Below are 21,109 nucleotides of genomic sequence, written 5' to 3' on the forward strand. Positions count from 1 at the left end.
ATAAAACTAAAATATATTTATAGCAAACAAAGCGCATAAATTCGTATCTTTGGGCATCGCCTTTAGTGGTTCATTGGCGGCTTTGCAAACGAATTAGAAAGGGCCTGATCGCGATGAACAGGCCCTTTTTTAAAATATATTTTTTGACTAAATTATGGGAGCTGGTCGAACAGCCTTTTCAAATATGTTCCTTTCCACAACGCTCCAAGGCCTATACTGGGGTATATATGACTATATACTCCAATAAAATATGTTATGGGAGGGCCAACGCTATTAAAAGAACCTCCTTTTTTATAAATCAACTTGTCTGTTAAAAAATATACGGGTGAACCTGACATGCCTGGATAGCCAACTCCATCAATCCATATTATCGGTTTACCTTCCTGATCTAAATCTGGTTCCGAAGCTATCAAACCAGATTTCCAAATTGGAAAGGAAGAGTTGCTTGTAATCCCTAGCGGGAAGCCCACAACAAATAAACGCTCGGTCGGAGACAGATAAACTGAATCGGGTAAAGGATGGTAATCAACTGTATATATTGTCAAATCAGGAATTGTATCCTTCAATGGTAAAGCAATCACATCGACCATTCCGGCACCAAGATTATATTCTTTAAATTGTTTCAACCCCTTTGAGTCAGTTAAAGCTTCCCATTTTATGACATGATCACCCAGGTTTTTTCCGTTGTGAATTATGGCTAATTTGTTGGGTTCTATTTGTTTAGCTTTCTCTTTATCTATCCAATTTTTGGTTTTCGGATCTTTATTGGTTACTACATGCCAGTTAGTTATTAAATAAAATCTAGTCTTTGATTTAATGACAAATCCAGTCCCTCGACCAACCTCAGTAGTATCTTTAAAGCTTACAAGTAAGAGACTCTTAACTGTTTCAGGGCGAATTATAATTTGAGCAAAGGAGATTCGTAACAATAGCGTGGATGCAATTACTAGAAGATAGAGTTTCATATGTGCTAATCGATTTATAAGGCTGATTTTAATGAATATATCCTATCCATAAGTAGATGTTTTTTTTTGCATTTAGGTTGTCTACCAAGCTATATCTTTCAATATAAAAAAAGCCTGGCCGAATGACCAGGCTTTTTCACGATGCTTTCTTATTTTGCTTTCGCTGTTGCATCACTTCGCTCCCTTTCAGTTCTGAGGAAACCCGGCGTTCGTCGGGCCTGCCGTACACCTCGAGGCCGTCAGCTGTCTTTCGTCCCAAGAGCACAATTACCGCATCTGTGGTTAGATTCAGCGTATTAAAACACCAGTCAGTAAATGTTTTACGCCCTGCCTTACTCGAAAGATCCGGATGCAGATTCAATTCCGCTGCGAGCAGCTTGAGCCAGAAATTGAACTTGGGCAAACTGACCAGTGGGAGCTTTTCCCAGCCACCATATTTCTGAATAATTTCATTCACCTCATCAAAAACCGGGACTTTAGAAGTCACCTCCGTTTTAATTCGGGCTTTCATGATCCAGACTTCGCCATCGATACCGCGCCGAGTAGCCGTTTTGTGCTGTTTGATAAAATCCTGTAAATCGCCATAGTGAAAGCCAGTCCGACACAAAATCACAAACACATCAGCAATTTGCTGGAGCCGGGGACTTCGGAATTTGTACGCCCGGAGCCTGGTAAATTCTTCCTCGGTTAAAAATACGGGATCATCGTAGACGATTCCCTTTACTTTATAACCGTCGAGGGGATTACGATCGACTAATTTATTGAGTTTTGACCAGATCATCACGTTTTTAATCGTCTGGGTTTGCTTGGCAACGTAGCTGTCGGCATGTCCGATTTTACCACTGTGGAGCCTAACCTTTTTCATCCAGTTGCGGTACGCTTTTACCCAACTGAGGTCAAAGTCTTCTACCAGCAGATCGAGAGCTTTTTTCGCAATGAGAAAATCGGTGAGTTTTTTCCGGACATTGTCATAAACCGTAATGGTTTCCGGGTCAAGGTTGCGCTCTGAGTCGGAGCGGCACTCTTTCAGGTAGAAGTCGAAGGCGGAGAGCAAGCTGACGGAACCGCCTTGGCCTAAATAGATCCGCTTAATTTTGGCAGCTGTAATGGTCTCCCTTTTTCTAAAAAGGTCATTAAATATAGCCCTCAGTTGGTTGCGCATCGTGTCTAGATGCTCATTTTTGAAGTACGCTTCCTGATCAGCGATCTTTACCTTTTCACCATCCCAGTGATCCCAGTCAATTGTCAGGCCAGTACTGCCGATGCTGACCCGCTCACCCGCTACTGAAATGCGGCAGTAAATTTGGGTTTTCCCCTTCTGTTTACTTCGACGTCTCCAAAAGCTTAATTCCATTCTTGAAATAATCATGTTTCGCTGTATTTGGTACAGCGGGGGTGTGGACTATTTGCAGGCCATTACTCTACAAACCATTGAGTAAGCGGCACAATATTTACTAACAGATCATCATGTTTAGCAAGTGGTGTAACCAGTCCTGTTAAGGTGAGACCAGTATTGAACTCAATTCAGAATATCAGTTGCTTATTCTTACAATAGGGCAAAAAAAAAGCCTGATACAGCTTCGTATCAGGCATCAGGTAACGTTTCAGTCTATTGTGCAGAGAGCGAGGGATTCGAACCCCCGGTACCCTTGCGAGTACTTCTGATTTCGAATCAGACCCGTTCGACCACTCCGGCAGCTCTCTTTCTCGTTTGGGAGTGCAAATATGCACGATTGTTAGTTATGACGCAATACGATTCAACAAAAAAATAGCGCTCATTCGCTTATTTCGCCACTAAGTGATCGGGCAAGAAGCAATCGAACCTGAGCCGGATCACTTTCCTGACCCAGCAAAACCATCAGTTTAGTAATGGCCGCTTCGGTCGTACTATCGGCCCCGCTCACTACGCCGATCTGCTGAAGCATCTTACTTGTCTGATAGCGTCCCTGGGTAACGCGCCCTCCATTGCACTGTGATACATTAAAGAGTACAACGCCCCGATTAGTTGCCTCTTTCAGCGTCTCCAAAAACCAGCTATCGGTTGGGGCATTGCCAGCACCGAATGTTTCGAGCACAATACCCCGCAAATTCCGGATGTTTACAATCGATTCGACAACCGGTTGGGTGATCCCAGGAAATAGTTTCAGGATCGTTACGTTTGGATCCAGCACAGTTCGTATCCGTAGCGACCAATCGGATTGATACGGGCGGATATAGGGTCTGTTATAGTCAATGCTAACGCCAGCCGTGGCCAAATGGGGATAATTCTCCGACGTGAACGCATTGAACTGCACACTTTCATGCTTTGTCGATCGATTTCCCCGCAACAGAAATGAGTTAAAATAAACGCATACTTCCGGCACGACCGGACGCCCATCTTCCTGTGCAGCGGCAATCTCCAGAGCAGTTATAAAATTTTCACGGGCGTCAGTACGTGCGATACCGATCGGCAATTGTGCCCCCGTCAGAATAACTGGTTTATTCAAACCGATGAGCATAAAACTCAACGCCGAAGCCGTGTAAGACATCGTATCGGTACCATGAAGGATCACAAAACTGTCGTACTGATCGTAGTTGTCCTCAATTAAGTGGGCCAGTTCGACCCAGACGGCGGGTTTCATATTCGACGAATCGATGATCTCGTGAAGCGTTAATAGTGTGATTTCAATGTCGAGTCGGTTTAACTCTGGAACACGATCCAGTACCTGTTCAAAATCAAAGGGGATCAGCTGGCTTGCTTTGGGGTCATAGACCATCCCGAATGTTCCCCCGGTATAAATGACTAAAACCGACGAACGGGGCTGTTTCGGTAGAACTGGATTTATGCGAACTGTCTTGTATGGCATTCGGTACGTGTAATGAATATAGCTGATTACTTTTTTGTTCGGATTGACTCACTGCGGAAGCAAATTGGCGTAGAGCGACGGAAGAAGTGATAATGCATTCGCCGTTGTGTGACGAGCCACATCGTCAATACTAATTTTCTTGAGATCGGCCACGCACTGCGCAATAATCCGAATGTACGATGGCTCGTTACGTTTGCCCCTGTAAGGAACAGGAGCCAGATATGGAGCATCCGTTTCCAGAACGATATGCGCCAAATCAACATGAGGCAGTACTTTGTCCAATCCTCCATTTTTGAACGTACTAACACCCCCAATGCCGAGCTTGAATCCCATCTCTATGGCGCGGTTCGCTTCGTCGAGCGTGCCAACAAAGCAGTGAAAAATGCCAGTCAGTCCGGGAAGGGCTAGTTTCTCTATGATATCAGCAGCTTCCATAAATGCATTCCGATCATGACCGGAACGAGTATGCATGGAAACGGGCAGGTTTTGTTCTGCCGCCCACCGGAGCTGGGTTTCGAAGGCAGCAAACTGCTGTTCGACATACGTCATATCCCAATAGAAATCCAGCCCAATTTCGCCTACAGCCATGAAGGCGTTCCGGCTCAGGTATTCCTCAGCAGCGGCCAGCTCGTCTTCAACTGTATCATTTACATAGGCTGGGTGCAGCCCCATCATGGGTAAGCATCGATCGGGATATTGTTCGGCCAAAGCCATCATACCCGGAACGGTTTCACGGGCACAATTGGGCATCCATATCTGACTAATTTGCTGCGATTCGGCCCGTTTCAGCATAGCATTCCGACCTCCCTGAGCAATGTCTTCGTCAAACTGAGGGTCGTAAATATGGGCGTGGGTGTCAATAAGTATCATAGTCAATCGTGAATGAGCCGTTTTCAGGGGGCAGCCCGCAAAGCGGTCCTCTGCGGTAAAGTACCTGCCGATGTCTACCTATAACTTCTTCCTTTCCAGGTAATTTGTGTTGGTAACCAGTAAAATAAGACCGCAATTGGCCCGATGATTAGCTGGTATACTTCAAAGAGCAACATATAGCGCCACAACTTGGTTTGACGCAGTCGGTTTAAACCGAACGAAATCACAAGTGTTTGAACGAATAATTTTACGATATACAACCCAACAGCCAGTATTGGACTGATAAAAACTAGTATCAGCAATACCGGCAAAATCATGTATTGAACATAAAGTGAGATAACCATCCAAACGGGGAGTTGAACGGCTCCGCGCATCCAGCGTTTCCGCTGATGTAAAAACTGTTGAAGCGTATCGACTGTTTTTGTCCGGGCCAATACCTCCTCATTCAGAACCGTCCGAAAGTCAAACCCCTGTTGAACAATGGACCTGAACAGCGTATAATCTTCGACTATTGAAAAAGGCAATGATTCATATCCACCAACAGACTCATAGGCGGTTCGACTCACGGCCATGTTGTTTCCCATGGCCGTAACCGGAATACCCATAGCACTGACCAGGAATGTCAGCGTCAGACTATACAGCCAATCTATTGTTTGAAGTTTATCAACCAGCTTTGGGCCTTCCGGGAGGGTAACGCCAGTTACAATACCAACTTTTCCCGTCAGACTCCGGAACATTTCAGATACCCATGCCGAAGAAACCTGCGTATCGGCATCGGTAAAAAAAAGATACGTTCCTTTCGCTTGACGGGCCAGTTGCGCCAGCACATTTGCTTTTCCACTTAGCCCGTTAAGTGTCTCCGAGATAGCAAGCAGGTGGTACTGTGGCTTATCGGCAATGAAAGCTGCAACAAGTGGTTCGGTTCGATCCGTCGATTGATCATTGCCGATAAGCACCTCCAGTTTATCGGGCGGAAAATTAAGCCGTGCAATAGCTTCCAGGCAACTCAGGATGGTTGTTTCTTCGTTACGGGCAGCAATCAGGATACTGACAGATGGATTTGCGCTGATGAGCTGTCGATCAGTATCCGGCATAAACGGGTTGTGGAACAGCGCGGAATGAATAATCCCGCTCGGCAAAATGCGCCAGCATGCGCGGCAAAACATAACGCATTGTCGGCCATGCTTTCAGGCTGTCGTGAAAAACAACGATGGAACCGGGTTCGGTATACTGGATTGTTTTGCGCAGGCAGACATCCGGGTGCAAACGCTGGTCGAAATCGCCACTCAGCACATCCCACATCACCACGGAATAATTTTCCATCACTTCGGCTGCCTGGGTCTTTTTGATTCGTCCATAAGGTGGGCGAAACAGGGAGGTTTCAACGCCTAATTGCTGCTGGCATTTTTGGATATTTTTCAGATAGTTCTCATCCTCTGTTTTCCAGCCATTCAGGTGATTAAACGTATGGTTACCGACCATATGGCCTGCTTCGAGGACTTTATAGAGCATATCGCGGTGTTTTCTGACATTGTCGCCAATGCAGAAAAAAGTCGCCTGAGCCGCGTATCGATCCAGTTGCTCCAGAACAAATTCCGTCACTTCCGGAATCGGCCCATCGTCGAACGTCAGATAAATGGTTGGTTCGGCGCTGTCCTCGATCTTCCACCAGAACTCGGGATAAACCGTTCGGAGCAAAAAATTTGACTTATGCAGAAAGAAAGACAAATTAGTTTATCGTTTGTGGCTTTCGGTTTATAGTTTTTAGAATCTGGAGTTGACACCTTAACCTGGTGACTATCGTACGCTAAAGCCTGTAAGCCCAAAAAACCCGTTCAACTGAGTTCCCGCCCCTTCCAGCGATACCCTTTGCCCTGAGCAACCAGTCCAAAGAACACGACGTAGAATGGGTAAATCAATTGCGTCAGTGGTATGGTGATCACCGACGATTTTTTTTGTAAAAAAACAAGAACCTGACGTAAAAACAAAAACTCTGGCAGAACCTTCAGTCCAACAACGAAAAGAGTTGTGTTTCCGGTAAAAAAACCAGCTATCCAGCCAGCCAATGCTACTACAGGAGCCGCATTGCTCAGGAAAATAAATACAGCCAGCACTGTCGGGCTCCAACTCTGATACATACGCCATTTGCTGGCCCAGCGTTTCCTTTGGTTATAAAATGCAGACCACGAATGATGCGGCATTGTTCTGACCAGGGCATCAGCACTTTTCAGGAATCCGACACCGGTCGGGTATCGGGCCGCAATCTTGTGCATCAGGAACTCATCGTCGCCTGATGCAAGCTGATCGACACCAGCGAATCCGCCTACTTCCATAAAAACCTGTTTTTCATAACAAAGGTTAGCACCATTGCACATGGTTGGCCGCCCAAGTGTCATTGTAGTGGCCCCAGAACCAATCAGGCTCGCAAATTCAACTGTTTGCAGGGAGTCAAAAAGGGTACGATTGGTTGTAAAAGTTACCGGGCCTGAGATTAGTTTCAAACCCGTTTTCTGGTAAAAAGCAGCAATGGTCAGGAGCCAGTCCGGGCCGACCCGGCAATCGCCATCGGTCGTAACAATCAGTTGACCCCGCGCCATAGCGATACTCTGGCTAATCGCCCGCTTTTTGGGTGACGCAGTTCGCTCATCGGCCAGCGCCAGCGCATGCAGCGGAAACCTAGCGGTGTGGGCGTATTCCTGAACGATAGCCAAAGTTTGATCCGTAGAGGAGTCATCGGCCACGATCACGTCGAAATTGGTATAGGTCTGTCGGGCAAGATCATCCAGCAAGGCCCTAATGTTGTCTGCCTCATTGCGAACCGGAATGATAACCGTAATGCGTGGCCCGTCTTCAAGACCGCCAGTAGCGTTAAAAGTGGGCATCCGGAGCCAGCTCAGCCAAAGCGTGAACGTAAAAAGCGCGTAAAGAAGGCTAACTGCCAGCAGGATAGTCGTCATTCAGCGGTCAGTTTCAATTTCCATACCCAGATCAATCCTACCAGAACCGGCGTTAACACATTCGCGAACCATACCGTTAATGTAGCCGTCAATAATACGGGAGCGGGTACGTTGAATGGGGCAAAGACCCATAAGGAAGCGGCTTCCCGAACTCCCAGATCACTCAGGAGATTAAACGCTGGTGTAATCGTTTTGGCCAGAAATACTAACCCAATACCTGACGCAGATTCAGCCACAGGCAAAACGATACCGAGCAATCGAAATGCCAGATAAAACTGAACAGAAAAGACAAGATACCGAATGGTAGCAGCCCCAAGAGCCAGTGCAATTTCACGATCGTCGTACTGCCCGGCCACAACCCAAAAGTCCGCAAATCGACCCGCTCCTGCTCTATATTCCAGCCAGCGGATCAGTGGACGGCGGACTAATCCAAAAACGATGCCCCCTCCCGAAAGTCCGACCAGGATCAGAAGCAGAAGTTTTCCACCCGATGATGCCCGCTCTGGCACTACCGTCAGGTGGTGCGCCCAGGCTACAGTTCCGAATACCAGGGCGACATAGAATTGCATACCGCCCGACACCAGCGAAGCCCCCACCGCACCCGTTCGGTTGGTACGCAGCGATAGCACCCGGCCAGCCGTATCGCCCAATTGGGCAGGAAGAGCAAACCCCAGCGCGACACCGGCCAGTACGCCCTTATAAGCTCCCCAAAAGTTGACCCCTTCGATCCGACGGAGAAGAATCTGCCATTTAAGCGCTTCAAACCCCCAGTTAATGGGTGTGAGTACGAGCAGAGCGACTGCCCAACGTTCGGGGTGAGCGACCGTTCGGAGCTGGTGCTGCACAATGGACCAATCGAACTGCTGTTGCCTTAATACGTAACCGATATAGGTCACAAGTCCGGCAAAAACGATGATTTTAGCCCAAAAGATGATTTTTTTAGATGGTTTCAGCGACAAAACGTAGGAGAACACGTTACTTTGCAAAGAGCACAACGCCACGTCCATGATAATTACTCCCAAGCCAGCTAATGTTCTCCCGGAAAAAATAATTCTGGGAGTCGATCCGGGCACACAGATTGCCGGTTATGGCATTATTTCGGTAAAAGCGGGGGTAATGACCATGATTCAGTACGGTGTTGTTCAATTGAGCAAATATAGTACCTACCAGCTGAAGCTCCAGAAACTCTACGAAACCATCCTGCGACTGGTAGACGAATACCACCCCGACGAGATGGCAATTGAGGATCCATTTTTCGGCAAGAATGTGCAGGCCATGCTTAAGTTAGGCCGGGCACAGGGGGTTGTTATGGCGGCTGCTTTATCGCGCAATATACCCATCGTCGAATACGCGCCCCGGCGCATTAAACAGTCGGTGACGGGTAATGGGAACGCCACCAAGGAGCAGGTTTCACAAATGGTCAGCCACTTGCTGCGTGAGAGCCTGGACCCAAAGTTTTTTGATGCAACCGATGCGCTCGCCATTGCGGTCTGCCACCATTTTCACGAAAATGCGTTGCCAAAAGTATCGGGCAAGAAGACGAAAAAAGGCGCGTGGGGTGGATTTGTCAGTGAAAATTCGGACCGGATACTGTAGTGTTTGTTCGCGCTCGTATTGCCTGAACTACGTATGCCTACCTTCCAGAAAACCATTCATCTCCCCGCCTACCCCCGCGGCTTTCACCTGATTACCCGCCTTGTAGAACGCGAGTTTACGGACATCCAACAGATTCGGATTGGGATGCTGCATGTGTTCATTCAGCACACCTCGGCCAGTCTGACCATCAATGAAAATGCGGACCCAACGGTCCGGGGCGATTTTGAGCGTTTTTTCAATAAGACAGTCCCCGAAAATGCCCCCTATTATCAACACGATTATGAAGGCTCCGACGACATGCCTGCTCACCTGAAAGCGGCTATGCTGGGCCATTCTGTTTCCATACCGATCACAAATGGACGGCTAAACCTCGGAACCTGGCAGGGCATATACTTAGGCGAACATCGCAACAATGGCGGTCGCCGAACGCTCGTTCTAACAGCCTGGGGTGAAGAATAAGTGAGCAGTGGCAGTCTTCAGTTGGCAGTAGAAGGCGTAACTGCTTACTGCCAACTGAAGACTACCACTGCTCACTGACATCTAACGAAGCAACTGCCACACTTCCGCAACGCTCGTTACCGGTAATTGGCAGGCCCGGTTGTAGCAAACATAAACGGCGGTCTTGCCGCCAATCGCGCCACGCTGTTGCAACAGGGGAAGATCGCTTTTTTCGGTTGTGCCACAGAGCACTTTGTTCGGATAAAACTCGGCGTCCAACTCAGTACGTAGCTGTTCAGCACCAGGTCCAACTATGGCGATTTCAGCCGTTGGTCTGACTCGTAAGGCAAACAGGGAAGCCCAGTTAGTCAGATAATCGGCGTTCTGCTGAACCAGAGGCTGCACACGACCCAACATTCGGTCGGCCCGCTCAGCATACGCTGGCCGTTCCAGAAGCAGGCTTAACGCATACAGATTTTCGGCCATTATCGAATTTGACGCAGGGATCACATTGTCAAACAGTTCCTTACGACGGGCGATGAGTTCTTCGCCGTTCTTATCCGTGAAGTATAACAGATCATCGGCAGAGGGATCTGAGTCAGCAAAGTTTGTCAGTACATACTGCGTTAACCGGTCCGCTTCAGAAAGCCAGCTTTCGGTAAACGTAGCCTGGTAGAGCGCGATTAGCCCATCGATAACGGCCGCGTAATCATCAAGAAAACCAGTCTGCCGGGCCCGGCCATTTTTGTAGGTATGCCAGAGACGACCATTCCGGCTATCGTGCATGTTTTTCAGCAGAAAATACGCCAGGCGTAACGCCAGTGCCAGAAACTCGGGTTCACCAAACACCCGGTACGCCGTAGCCAGCCCTTTCAACATCAGCCCATTCCAGGAGCAGAGAATCTTGTCATCAAGGCCGGGGCGGATTCGCTCATCACGCACGCGCATCAGTCGTGTATGACTGGCATCCAGTCGAACATTCAAGTCAGCCAGTTCCCAACTCATACGCTCGGCAAAGGAGTCATCGGATTCTGTCCGGTGCAGAATATTTCGCCCGTGCTCCCAGTTGCCCTCATCAGTAAGATTGTATAAATCGGCAAACCAGTCATAATCATCGCCGAGAATGGCCTGAAGCTCTGGTGTCGTAAACGTATAAAACTTGCCTTCTACGCCCTCGCTATCGGCATCAAGCGCCGAATAGAAGCCCCCTTCCGGACTTAATAACTCCCGTTGCGCAAAGGCTATTGTCTGATACACAACATGCCGGTATAGCGGACTTTTGGTCAGACTATAGCCTTCGGCATACAACGTCAGTAGTTGTCCGTTGTCATAGAGCATTTTCTCGAAATGAGGGGCAAACCAATCGCCATCGGTCGAGTAGCGGGCAAATCCTCCGCCCAGTTGATCATAAATACCACCAAGCGCCATTCTATCGAGGGTTAGTCGCACCTGGTGCAAAGCCGCATCATTGCCCGTAACGTCATAATAGCGAAGCAGAAACCGCCAGATGCTGGGCATCGGGAACTTGGGTGCACGGCGCATTCCGCCCTTTTCGTCATCAGCTTTAACGGCCACCTTGCGGTAGAGCACATCGAGCGTTTCGGGCGAATATAAGGGATCACTTTGCGTCAGGCCGTAGCGGTCGGCATCGGTCAGGTTAAGCTCGCGGGCAAATCCTTCGGCCGATTGTTCAAGGTCAGGTCGGTGTTCTTCGTAAGCATCGCGGATACTGCTTAACAGGTTCACCCAGTTTTTCTGGGGCAGATACGTGACACCGTAGAATGGCTTGGCATCGGGCATCAGAAACACATTGAGCGGCCAGCCCCCCTGTACGCCCATCGCCTGAACGGCATCCATATAAATGGCGTCAACATCCGGGCGTTCCTCCCGGTCCACTTTTATGCAGACAAACTTTTCGTTCATTACCCGTGCAACTTCTTCCTTCTCGAACGATTCGCGTTCCATCACATGGCACCAGTGGCAGGCCGAATAGCCAATACTGACCAGAATAGGTTTATCTTCTGTAATGGCCCGGTTTAATGCTTCTTCGCTCCACGGATACCAGTCAACCGGATTATGGGCATGCTGAAGCAGATAGGGACTTGTTTCGTTTATTAGTTGATTGGGCATAACGAAGTAGGCAGTTTACGGCAGTAGTTTTTTATCCGCAATTCATGCGGACTTTTACCTCAATGGGTTACTAAGATCCGCTGGGTATGACTTTCTGTGGTGTTTTGAATTCTGAGTATATATAAACCGGCGGGCAGTTGCGCTACATTCAACAGCTCCTTAACACTGTTAACCGCCTTTTTTACGACGCTCTGGCCTTGTATAGTAAATAACTCAAGTTCGGTTGGGGTGTTTGGCAACTGCGGAAATGTTAGGGTAACTACAGTACTAACAGGATTCGGCGATACCGTCACTGAACCCAGTACCGGCTCAGTTGCCGTAACGGCACTCATGTCGAATCGGCAGAGATACACCTCTCGTCCAGTCAGTTCGATGGTTCGCTGCCAGTTTTTATACCGCACAACAAGGCTGGTTTTCTGCCCTTCTTCGGCGTAGGAGTTTTGAGCCGCAATCAGGATGTTGTTCTCCTTAACCACCCCACGCCAAACAGGCAGTTTTTTATCCATAAGATCGCGGGCGGGCGTTTCAATGACCAGTTCATACGCTCCCTGAAACATATCGGCAAACCGCGAAAGCCGATAGAGCCCATGCGTGAAGTGTTCATAAGCTGCGTAGGTATCGGTCCGGGTTTGTTCGAGCCCCGGATTTTCCCAAAGCCACAGGCCCGATGCACCCGAAAAAAAAGGAAAAATGGCCGTAGCTTCCGCCATAAACGGCTGAATGAAATTTGGGTAACTACTCGAACTGTCATGATACCGGAGCCAAACCCAGGGCACAACAGGTTTATTACTCCAGGCCCGATTCACCTCCACCTGAAACAGCAGGTAAGACAGATAATCGCGTGCCAACGGATTCGGATAGTCGTAATAATAGTAGGATGATGGCGACAACGCGTCCAGTTGGGTATAATAGGGCCCACCCACCCCACGATCCGTCGAATCTTTCACCAGGTAATTAACCCGGCTCAGGTTCGTCGTCCAGTCGGTCCAGCTGTTGCCAATCACGTTAAGATAGGTATTCAGGATAGGTGTATCGGCGTAACTGCTGACGATCGTATTCGTTAGATCGGTATGCAGGCGAACGTATTTGAGCCCTTCGGCGTAGAGATTCCGAATGGCATTCTTGTAGGCTGCCAGAAAATCGGCATCCGATAACTGGCGGTAAACGGCGGGCACCGATGTTTCTTTTTTAAGGTTAAGGATTCGCGTATCGCTGGGCAATATGCGTTCAATATCGAGCGAGAATCGGTTGAAAGGTATTCTATATTGCCCGGCCGAATTCGTTTGTCCTCCCGACAGGCTAGCCAGATAACTGTCCCATTTCGTTCTGTAAGCGTTCAGGTCATTGTTCCAGGGACTGGAGAGTGTCTCCCAGGGCTGATTAATCCCAGTCGCAAAGCCATAATAAACAATAGCTCGTTGTTGGGCCGTTACCAATGAGCCAATTTCATTATCCTTCACCGTAACCAAATGACTGAAGCCATGCCGAAGCGGGCTTGCCTGCTGGTCCGTAAAGCGGGGACCACCATATATGACTGGAAACGGCAATGTAAAATCTGGAAATTTAGTCCATTCGATCTGATTCGGCTGACTAACGGGGGTAAATGTCAATCGGTCGGCACAGACGGTCTGGGCCACCGAATCGGGAGTAAGTAATTCCAGTAAACAAACGATATAGCCAGCAAAAAGAATAATCGGAACACGCATACTGCATTTTTTCGCCAAAACTATCTTAAAAAACTCGTGAAACGATGGATTCGGCTTTTTCTGAGCCTTTAGTGCTTCGTATTTAAACTTCTCGGGCTTTATCGTCTTCATTGATCAGACCAGACGCCCAAAGGAGTAAGGTTGTCCTACACTCTGCCTTTCAGTTTAACAATGTGTTTAACCAAACCATTACGTAAGTAACAACGAACTTCGTACATTTGTCCTTACATGCTTACGAAAAGCTTTTGGCAACGATTTATTCCACACGCTAAGTCCCCCGACACGAAACAGAATGTTTGTTTCTGGCAGGTTGACCTACATTCACACCTATTGCCCGGTCTGGACGATGGCGTTAAGAGTCCCGAAGATACGTTGATCTGTCTCAGGCAACTAGCTGATTGGGGTATTCAGAAAGTCATTACGACCCCACACGTTAGCCGCGACTGGTATCCCAATGGTACGGCTGCTATCCGGCAAGGGTTGGCAACTGTACAGGAACTCATTGTGCAGGAACAGCTTCCCCTAACCATCGAGGTTGCCGCTGAGTATCTTCTCGATGACTTCTTTCTGGATTTTCTTAACAAGAATGATATTCTTTTTTTTGGCAATAAACGCTACATTCTCGTCGAAACGGGCTGGTCGTCTCCTCCTCTTCGCCTGAATGATATGCTGTTTCGCATCCAGACGCACGGCTACATCCCCGTGTTAGCCCATCCCGAACGTTACGTCTATTATCACACCGACAAAGCGGTTTTAATGCGGTTACGGGACATTGGCTGTTTGTTTCAACTAAACTGGATGTCCCTTTGCGGACGTTATGGCTCCCATGTGGAGAAACAGGCGCGGTATTTACTCAATCAGCATTGTATCGACTTTATTGGTAGTGATCTGCACCGACCCGGCGACCTGAAAACCATGGAACGTTTATTCAAACCATCAGACCTCAAGCTGCTGGAAGAACAACCGCTTCTCAATGCGTCGTTGATGATCTAATTTTCTGAATCGAATTAACAGGTACATAACGAATTGTCTGATTTCAATTGATTTAGCCTAACGCTATCAGTTTTGGCTCGGGTCTTGATTATCCAGAAGTAAGCCAAAACCAGTAAAACAAAATAAGTAGAACGATATGAGTAATAATCTTATATTGACTGACAGATAGTATTGTCAATCAGCACGAATGCCAAACCAATACCACCGACCCAACCTAACCATACGAATCGATTTGTTAAATTTCAAGGGGTTCTTACGTCGGTTTGTGCGTAGAAAGAGCTTCGTTTCCGCATGGAAAATAGACAAAATTCAATGGGTAAGGCATCGAACCAACCCTGTTCGCCTACTACTCATGCTTACACTGGTTTTAGTATGCCCGCTTGCCTTGGCCCAGACAACCGGTATTCGCTTTAACCACCTGTCGATTAAAGATGGGCTTTCTCACAATTCGGTCAATTCCATTCTTCAGGATAGTGATGGGTTCATGTGGTTCGGCACTAACGATGGACTCAATAAATACGACGGTTACACCTTCACGGTCTTTCAGCCCAATTCGGCAACGCTTACTACGAGTTTCCACAGTAATCGGGTATCAGGACTCTGTGAAGACAAACAGCACCGCTTATGGGCCGTAACGGAAGGAAGCGGTCTGTATGAAGTTGATCGAAAAACCGGCCGTATGATCCCCCATGCGATTCGGGGCCAGAATGCCCATCGATGGAATAACCAATTATCGATCTTTTCCGATAGTCATGGCCTGCTTTGGCTCAGTACATATAATGGCCTTGCCCGGTATGACCCTAACAGGCATTACTTCAGGCTATATCCGTCGCCACTACAGGAGATGCCCATTAAAAGCGTTTTTGAAGACCCCCAACATCGTTTATGGGTAGCTACGTTTAAAGGGTTGTATGCCTTCGACCGGGTAACCGGATCATACAAGCAGCTAACCTGGTCCGCAAAAAATGGGCAGCAGCCGGTCTTTAATTCATTCTATCTGGATGCCAGTCAGACGCTTTGGCTCGGTACTGCCGGGGATGGATTGTTCCAACTGAACCTACGCAGCCCTTCCCTACAGTTGATGGCTTATAATCCGAATGGCAGCATCAATCGATACATCTGTCTGAATGCTGTCCGTAGTGATGCACAGGGTAGGTTATGGGTCGGTACAACCGATGGTTTACAGTGCGTTAATCCGAAGATTCACCAGGTTGTGACGTATAGGCCTGAGAGTAATCAACCGAATGGCCTGAGCAGTACGAATGTTCAAACCGTTTATTGCGATCGAAGCGGCACGATATGGGCAGGCACGGATAATGGAATTGATCAGCAGGCTTCGAATCGAAAGCCATTTGCTATCTATCAGGTGAAATCGAGTATTGGTTCGGCCAACCTCCTGGAAAATAAAGTCAATACGCTGCTGATCGACAAAAAAAATCAACTCTGGCTCAGCAATCAGCATACGGTTTATCGAACCGATGCGGCTCAGAAACGACCAATGGCGATTCCTGCCTCTGCTTTTGGAACCACGAATCAGCACACGAACTATATTTTTTCGATGTTGCCCGACTCATCGGCAGGCATCTGGTTTAGCACCTGGGATGGTTTATACCAGTATCACCAGCTATCAAATCGATACGAAGGTTACCCAGCTGAGGTCCCTGGTCAATTAATCAGCCGAGCCCCAAACGGCCATATCTGGATCGGGGGCGAAGGCGGTATCGCGTCCTTTAATCCCAGTACCCGTCAGTACACTTATTTCAAACATGACCCAGGCAATAAAGCAGGGCTCCCCGACAAGTTCGTCTATGCGCTGTTGGCCAGCCGAACGGGCGATATCTGGGTGGGCATAAATGGCAAGGGAATTAGTCGATTAAATCCAAAGACATCGTACTTTACGCATTATGAGGCCGGATTAACAGCTGGCCAGTTAAACAACAATGAAGTTCTCACCTTTTATGAGGACACGAAGGGCATAATCTGGGCAGGCACAAACCAGGGCGGCTTGAATCGCTTCGATCCCCGAACTGGCTTATTCTCCCATTTTACAACTCAGGATGGCCTTCCCAGTAATCGTGTTGTGGGTATAACAGGCGATATAGCAGGTTATTTATGGGTAACTACCAACAAGGGTCTCTGCCGGGTTGATCCCCGTACAAGAACGATCAGAACCTACGACTACAATGTTGGACTTGCCAGCAATGAGTTTCTGGAAAATGCGGTCTTTAGCCACCATAATCGACTTTACTTCGGCAGTTTGAACGGGCTCATTTCGTTTAGTCCAGATAGCATTCGGGAAAATAGCAGCTCGTTCCCCGTGGTCCTCACCGATTTTAAAGTGATGAATCAGAGCAGGCCGCTGACAGATACGATCATTGGTCTGAATCACGATGAGAATTTTCTGTCTTTTGAGTTTGCCGCTTTAACGTATACCCTTCCCCAGCAAAGCCGGTACGCCTACAGGCTCGTTGGGCTTGACGAAAGCTGGATTCAGAGTGGTACGCGCCATTTCGCCAATTATACAAACCTGACTCCCGGAGACTATACATTCCAGGTAAAAGCCTCGACGAGTGATGGACTCTGGAATGAAAAAAAAGCCGTTGTTCATCTTTCCATTCGTTCGCCCTGGTGGGCTACCTACTGGGCTTATTTTGGGTATGCACTCCTGGCCGGTGGCCTCATTCTGGGTTACCTGCGTTTCCAGACAGAACGAATTCGTCAGCGGCAGGAGATAGAACTCCAACGACGGGAAGCCGAGCAGCTTAAGACCGTCGATGAACTGAAAAACAGATTCTTTGCCAACATTACTCACGAGTTTCGTACACCATTGTCATTGATCATCTCACCCGTTGAAAAGCTGCTTCAGGAAACAGACATCAATCCGCCAATTCGTCAGATCTTATCGCTGGTGAACCGGAATGCCCAGCAATTACTGGGGCTTATCAACCAACTCCTGGATTTAGCCAAGCTTGAAGCCGCCAGTATGCCCGTTGTACTGATGCATGGTAAAGTGGAGGATTTCGTTCAGCAACTTGTCGACTCTTTTCAGCCCGCTGCTGACCAAAAAGGGTTACAACTAACCTTTACGACTGACAACTTGCCGGACGAACAACAGTTTGATGCCGACAAGTGGAGTAAAATAGTGCTCAACCTGCTCTCGAATGCGATAAAATTTACGCCATCAGGCGGGCTTATTACGGTTTCGCTCAAGCCGTTAGCTGATTCTATTTCGGACGAGCAAACCACGACCTTACAACTCATCGTTTCAGACACGGGTACGGGCATTCCCGCTGAAGCCCTCACGCATATTTTCGACCGTTTTTATCAGGTCGATACGTCACATACCCGTGCGTATGAAGGCACAGGTATTGGCTTGGCTTTAGTCAAAGAATTAACCGAGCTGATTGGCGGCACAATTGATGTCGAAAGTCAACCTGGTAAAGGCACTACGTTTACCCTGCGTTTACCGGTGCAACAAGCGACAATTGACGATGAGGTTCCTGTATCTACTTTACCCTCCTCCCACTCGCTCATTACGGATCGCAGCCCTGTGTTATTGACCAGTTCAAGGGATGTTGCCGCTGAGACTGCGCCGATTGATCTTTCGTCGGCTCCGTTACTGCTCCTGGTCGAAGATAACTATGATCTGAGTGGGTTTCTGGCTAATGAACTAGCAACCTCCTATCGGATCATTACGGCATCGAATGGCGAAGAAGGCTGGCACTTAACGCAGACCGAACTCCCCGACATCGTGATATCGGACGTAATGATGCCCGTTATGGACGGCTATGAACTCACGCGCCGTATCAAAAGCGATCCATCAACTGACCACATTGCCGTACTCCTGCTTACGGCCAAAGCATCGCAGCCCAATCGTATAATGGGTTTAGGAGAAGGTGCTGATGATTACCTGAGTAAACCATTCCATTTGGGTGAACTTCAGTTGCGTTTACGCAATCAGACCAGGCGTCAGGAGAAACTGCGTGAACAATATCATCAGCAACTCATCCAGCCCAATGCAGTGGCCTTATCCGCACCAACGCCGAACCTGTTTCTGGATCGCATCTATAAGTTACTGGAAGAAAATCTTAGCGACAACTCCCTAACAGTTGACTGGCTGGCCGATGAAATGGCGATGAGCCGTAAAACACTTTATCGCAAAATTGACAGCCTGACTCATCTGGCACCAAACGAATTGATCCGTCATTTCCGGCTCCGGAAAGCCGTCGACTTATTAAGGTCTGGTCATAATGCTACGGAAACAGCTTATCTTGTTGGCTTCAAAACGCCATCGCACTTCTCTACTGTTTTCAAGGAATATTACAAAAAACCACCTTCCGATTTCCTGTCAAATTAATATAAACATCGGCAAGCTCCAGCCTTGATTTTTACTCGATCCATCTAGTCTGCCTGGCTTTTCATTTGGCCTGAATTTTAGCCTAAATGTGTTAAATAATGCTAAAAAGAGGGATATGTCCCAAATTTGATAGAATCTGTCCCAAATTGATAAGCGCTTTTCTGTAGCCTCTGGATACTTTTGGGTTGTTAAAGAGGGGATTTCCCCATGCAACCGTAGAGCCCTGTTCAGTTGACAAAGCCAACGAACAATCAATATCGCTTTCTGCCTATATCCACACGTTTACTTCCCAGGCTGGGTTTACTCTGAGCAGGCTCTCTATCTCTTTCAAACCGAACTTTAGCCAACCAAAAACACATCCGAACGGAAAAATACAATTTGCAAAACGATTTGTACTCAACCCTTTTCTAAGTAGGACGTCTACTACTCTCTAAATATTCACACGATCCTGTATAGATTATGCAAGCAAGACCCGGTGCTGGCGTACGCCACCAGATTGAGCCAGACAGTGTGATCGCTGTCACAGCTGATGGGAATTATAGCTATATACACCTGATAAATGGAGAGCGTTTATACGTTAGCCGGACGCTTAGCTGGTTTACTCAGCGATGGCCTGAATTACTTCGGATTCATAAGCATGCCCTTATCAATCCAGGATTTATTAATCAATATCAGCTAAAAATGGGAAAACGACCAATTGGCCATGTTGTCATGAAAACGAATTTGCGCCTTGAAGTATCCCGCCGGCGTATCAGGGAAGTTGAAACCTTCCTGGGGCAGCAATCTTGAATCTGAATGACCAATAATAGCGATCTACGAAAAATTATCCATTAATCACCCTATTATATACATAAAGTTAGCTACTTATTTCGCACCCTGTAATCTGGTTACGAACTAAATAAATGACGATTGCAACCAAACTGAATGTTCATGCCTCTATATCGACGACTTATCTGCTCATTTTAAAATAAATAAGCCTTATAATCACTACTTTTTTGTCTACACTTACCAATCCATCCAGCCTTTACCGCGTTGAAGTTCCATCTTTTACGCATTTGAGACCAAATACGCAGATAGTTTATCTCCGGGGTTCGGTTCAGTACACTTATATTTATTACGAGGATGGCCAGGTTGATCTAATGAGCTATTCGATTAAGCGATTATCGGCATTACGTCCAAATCTACTGAGGGTTCATAAAGGGTACGCGGTTAATCCGGCCTATATTGTCAATATCCGGCATGAAAATCTACGCAATACCGATTTGACGGTACAGCTAAATAACAAACAGATCATCATACCCGTATCCCGTCGACAGGCCAAAGTGGTTATTACAGCCTTACGATTAACCTGGGCCAATTGATGCAATAGTTCGACTTTGTCGCTCTACTGCTGAGGATTCTCTCTTACTCTACTTGACTCTTTTCGTTCGGCGGTGAGCGAAAGGACTTTGTTTTTTACAGCTCAGCCATCAGCAGGATTTACGATCTATTTTTAGACAGACTTGCTTTTGCTTTAGCGATTCTCTAGTTCTTTCTTCGAAAAATAGCTATGTTTTTTCCCTAAAACTAGTGAATTTTAGGGCGGCTGATGGATTAGCGGTAAACGAATAGTTCGGTTACGTTCGTTTTATCCATCAGAAAAATCATGTATATCCGCTATTACTCTACTATGAAACACTTTCGCATTGTTATCCTCCTGATGTCGTTGATTGCCGGTCTTTTGAACTGCAAAAATGATGACGGCAATAACCCGGCCCCCACAGCTGCCTCCCAAACTGAGCTGTTGGTTTCTAATAAATGGCTGCTTCAGCGAGTAGCAACCAGCAATGACCAGACTATTGGCAAGAACCAGATGAATACAACGACACTCCTTCTTTTCGAGCTGGATATGCAGTTTTATGCCGACAATACCGTTAAAGCCATCAATCATTTAACGGGTCAGATTCCGAACGGTGGGACCTGGAAACTGGCTGCCGACAATAAGTCAATTGATGTGGACGTAACGGGTTTTAAAGGCAATTTCCCAATTCTGGAACTGAACCGGACTAAACTTACACTCCGCCAGCGGGCTCCAGTCAGTGGCGTACAATCGGACATTAATCTGGAATTCGCCCCCTCGCTGTGAGTTTTGTACCCATCAGCTTTGAAGATCAAATAAAGCTGTTTTAGAAATTCACAATTGGCGATAATTGAATTTATATCGTGTGTACCTTTGGCTGATCGATAAAGCTGATCCCAATAGAATCCATTC

At 47.4% G+C, this 21,109-nt stretch carries 17 protein-coding genes and 1 tRNA gene; 7 read left to right on the plus strand and 11 right to left on the minus strand.

The window, feature by feature from the left end:
- Positions 1 to 152 precede the first annotated feature (152 nt).
- From G8759_RS20180 to G8759_RS20220, 9 genes are all read right to left on the minus strand, one after another.
- On the minus strand, positions 153 to 965 hold the full coding sequence (locus tag G8759_RS20180; protein WP_167211499.1) for a S1 family peptidase: 813 nt from the start codon (positions 963 to 965) through the stop codon (positions 153 to 155).
- A 136-nt stretch (positions 966 to 1,101) separates the two neighbouring features.
- The gene (locus G8759_RS20185) at positions 1,102 to 2,319 is read right to left on the minus strand and encodes a phage integrase SAM-like domain-containing protein (RefSeq protein ID WP_167211502.1); all 1,218 of its coding nucleotides are present in this window, start codon (positions 2,317 to 2,319) and stop codon (positions 1,102 to 1,104) included.
- Between the two features lie 263 nt (positions 2,320 to 2,582).
- A tRNA-Ser gene (locus tag G8759_RS20190) sits at positions 2,583 to 2,669 on the minus strand.
- A 71-nt stretch (positions 2,670 to 2,740) separates the two neighbouring features.
- A complete protein-coding gene (locus tag G8759_RS20195) occupies positions 2,741 to 3,811 on the minus strand; it encodes an asparaginase (protein WP_167211505.1) in 1,071 nt (356 codons plus the stop codon).
- Between the two features lie 48 nt (positions 3,812 to 3,859).
- Entirely contained in the window at positions 3,860 to 4,681 is an 822-nt protein-coding gene (locus G8759_RS20200; RefSeq protein ID WP_167211508.1) for a TatD family hydrolase, read from the minus strand.
- Positions 4,682 to 4,755: 74 nt separating this feature from the next.
- Positions 4,756 to 5,775: a glycosyltransferase gene (locus G8759_RS20205; protein WP_167211511.1), complete on the minus strand. Its 1,020-nt coding sequence runs from the start codon at positions 5,773 to 5,775 to the stop codon at positions 4,756 to 4,758.
- Positions 5,762 to 6,409: a polysaccharide deacetylase family protein gene (locus tag G8759_RS20210; RefSeq protein WP_167211514.1), complete on the minus strand. Its 648-nt coding sequence runs from the start codon at positions 6,407 to 6,409 to the stop codon at positions 5,762 to 5,764. Before G8759_RS20210 ends, G8759_RS20205 begins: the two co-directional genes overlap by 14 nt.
- Positions 6,410 to 6,516: 107 nt before the next feature.
- Positions 6,517 to 7,638 (minus strand): glycosyltransferase family 2 protein, encoded by a 1,122-nt coding sequence (locus G8759_RS20215; RefSeq protein ID WP_167211516.1) that lies wholly within the window; start codon positions 7,636 to 7,638, stop codon positions 6,517 to 6,519.
- The gene (locus G8759_RS20220; RefSeq protein WP_449448593.1) at positions 7,635 to 8,597 is read right to left on the minus strand and encodes a lysylphosphatidylglycerol synthase domain-containing protein; all 963 of its coding nucleotides are present in this window, start codon (positions 8,595 to 8,597) and stop codon (positions 7,635 to 7,637) included. The genes G8759_RS20215 and G8759_RS20220 overlap by 4 nt, the downstream gene beginning before the upstream one ends.
- Positions 8,598 to 8,643: 46 nt before the next feature.
- Between G8759_RS20220 and ruvC the strand changes: the two genes are divergently transcribed.
- Together ruvC and G8759_RS20230 are read left to right on the plus strand one after the other, a co-directional pair.
- Complete coding sequence (ruvC, locus tag G8759_RS20225) at positions 8,644 to 9,234, plus strand: crossover junction endodeoxyribonuclease RuvC (protein WP_167211522.1); 591 nt, start codon at positions 8,644 to 8,646, stop codon at positions 9,232 to 9,234.
- A gap of 33 nt (positions 9,235 to 9,267) precedes the next feature.
- Positions 9,268 to 9,693, plus strand: coding sequence for a secondary thiamine-phosphate synthase enzyme YjbQ (locus tag G8759_RS20230; RefSeq protein ID WP_167211525.1), 426 nt, complete (start codon positions 9,268 to 9,270; stop codon positions 9,691 to 9,693).
- Between the two features lie 81 nt (positions 9,694 to 9,774).
- Here the strand turns inward: G8759_RS20230 and G8759_RS20235 are convergent, their stop codons facing one another.
- Together G8759_RS20235 and G8759_RS20240 are read right to left on the minus strand one after the other, a co-directional pair.
- A complete protein-coding gene (locus tag G8759_RS20235) occupies positions 9,775 to 11,802 on the minus strand; it encodes a thioredoxin domain-containing protein (RefSeq protein WP_167211528.1) in 2,028 nt (675 codons plus the stop codon).
- A 59-nt stretch (positions 11,803 to 11,861) separates the two neighbouring features.
- On the minus strand, positions 11,862 to 13,619 hold the full coding sequence (locus G8759_RS20240) for a T9SS type A sorting domain-containing protein (RefSeq protein ID WP_232073882.1): 1,758 nt from the start codon (positions 13,617 to 13,619) through the stop codon (positions 11,862 to 11,864).
- 117 nt (positions 13,620 to 13,736) lie between these two features.
- Here G8759_RS20240 and G8759_RS20245 point away from each other — a divergent pair, with 117 nt between their 5' ends.
- The 5 genes from G8759_RS20245 (at position 13,737) to G8759_RS20265 (ending at position 20,983) form a co-directional block, all read left to right on the plus strand.
- A complete protein-coding gene (locus G8759_RS20245) occupies positions 13,737 to 14,501 on the plus strand; it encodes a tyrosine-protein phosphatase (RefSeq protein ID WP_167211531.1) in 765 nt (254 codons plus the stop codon).
- A gap of 352 nt (positions 14,502 to 14,853) precedes the next feature.
- Complete coding sequence (locus tag G8759_RS20250; protein WP_167211534.1) at positions 14,854 to 18,858, plus strand: hybrid sensor histidine kinase/response regulator transcription factor; 4,005 nt, start codon at positions 14,854 to 14,856, stop codon at positions 18,856 to 18,858.
- Between the two features lie 459 nt (positions 18,859 to 19,317).
- Positions 19,318 to 19,647, plus strand: a complete 330-nt coding sequence (locus tag G8759_RS20255) for a LytTR family DNA-binding domain-containing protein (RefSeq protein WP_167211537.1) — start codon at positions 19,318 to 19,320, stop codon at positions 19,645 to 19,647.
- Positions 19,648 to 19,853: 206 nt separating this feature from the next.
- Complete coding sequence (locus G8759_RS20260; RefSeq protein WP_167211540.1) at positions 19,854 to 20,219, plus strand: LytTR family DNA-binding domain-containing protein; 366 nt, start codon at positions 19,854 to 19,856, stop codon at positions 20,217 to 20,219.
- Positions 20,220 to 20,527: 308 nt separating this feature from the next.
- On the plus strand, positions 20,528 to 20,983 hold the full coding sequence (locus G8759_RS20265) for a hypothetical protein (protein WP_167211543.1): 456 nt from the start codon (positions 20,528 to 20,530) through the stop codon (positions 20,981 to 20,983).
- Positions 20,984 to 21,109: the final 126 nt, after the last annotated feature.

The sequence above is a fragment of the Spirosoma aureum genome (genome assembly GCF_011604685.1).
GTDB lineage: Bacteria > Bacteroidota > Bacteroidia > Cytophagales > Spirosomataceae > Spirosoma > Spirosoma aureum.

Bases quoted from the DNA above. Each gene is read 5' to 3' on its own strand.
- G8759_RS20245 (WP_167211531.1), top strand. From the start codon at position 13,737: ATGCTTACGAAAAGCTTTTGGCAACGATTTATTCCACACGCTAAGTCC.
- G8759_RS20215 (WP_167211516.1), bottom strand. From the start codon at position 7,638: ATGACGACTATCCTGCTGGCAGTTAGCCTTCTTTACGCGCTTTTTACG.
- G8759_RS20180 (WP_167211499.1), bottom strand. From the start codon at position 965: ATGAAACTCTATCTTCTAGTAATTGCATCCACGCTATTGTTACGAATC.
- G8759_RS20195 (WP_167211505.1), bottom strand. From the start codon at position 3,811: ATGCCATACAAGACAGTTCGCATAAATCCAGTTCTACCGAAACAGCCC.
- G8759_RS20185 (WP_167211502.1), bottom strand. From the start codon at position 2,319: ATGGAATTAAGCTTTTGGAGACGTCGAAGTAAACAGAAGGGGAAAACC.
- G8759_RS20230 (WP_167211525.1), top strand. From the start codon at position 9,268: ATGCCTACCTTCCAGAAAACCATTCATCTCCCCGCCTACCCCCGCGGC.
- G8759_RS20235 (WP_167211528.1), bottom strand. From the start codon at position 11,802: ATGCCCAATCAACTAATAAACGAAACAAGTCCCTATCTGCTTCAGCAT.
- ruvC (WP_167211522.1), top strand. From the start codon at position 8,644: ATGATAATTACTCCCAAGCCAGCTAATGTTCTCCCGGAAAAAATAATT.
- G8759_RS20255 (WP_167211537.1), top strand. From the start codon at position 19,318: ATGCAAGCAAGACCCGGTGCTGGCGTACGCCACCAGATTGAGCCAGAC.
- G8759_RS20205 (WP_167211511.1), bottom strand. From the start codon at position 5,775: ATGCCGGATACTGATCGACAGCTCATCAGCGCAAATCCATCTGTCAGT.
- G8759_RS20250 (WP_167211534.1), top strand. From the start codon at position 14,854: ATGCTTACACTGGTTTTAGTATGCCCGCTTGCCTTGGCCCAGACAACC.
- G8759_RS20265 (WP_167211543.1), top strand. From the start codon at position 20,528: ATGAAACACTTTCGCATTGTTATCCTCCTGATGTCGTTGATTGCCGGT.
- G8759_RS20200 (WP_167211508.1), bottom strand. From the start codon at position 4,681: ATGATACTTATTGACACCCACGCCCATATTTACGACCCTCAGTTTGAC.
- G8759_RS20240 (WP_232073882.1), bottom strand. From the start codon at position 13,619: ATGAAGACGATAAAGCCCGAGAAGTTTAAATACGAAGCACTAAAGGCT.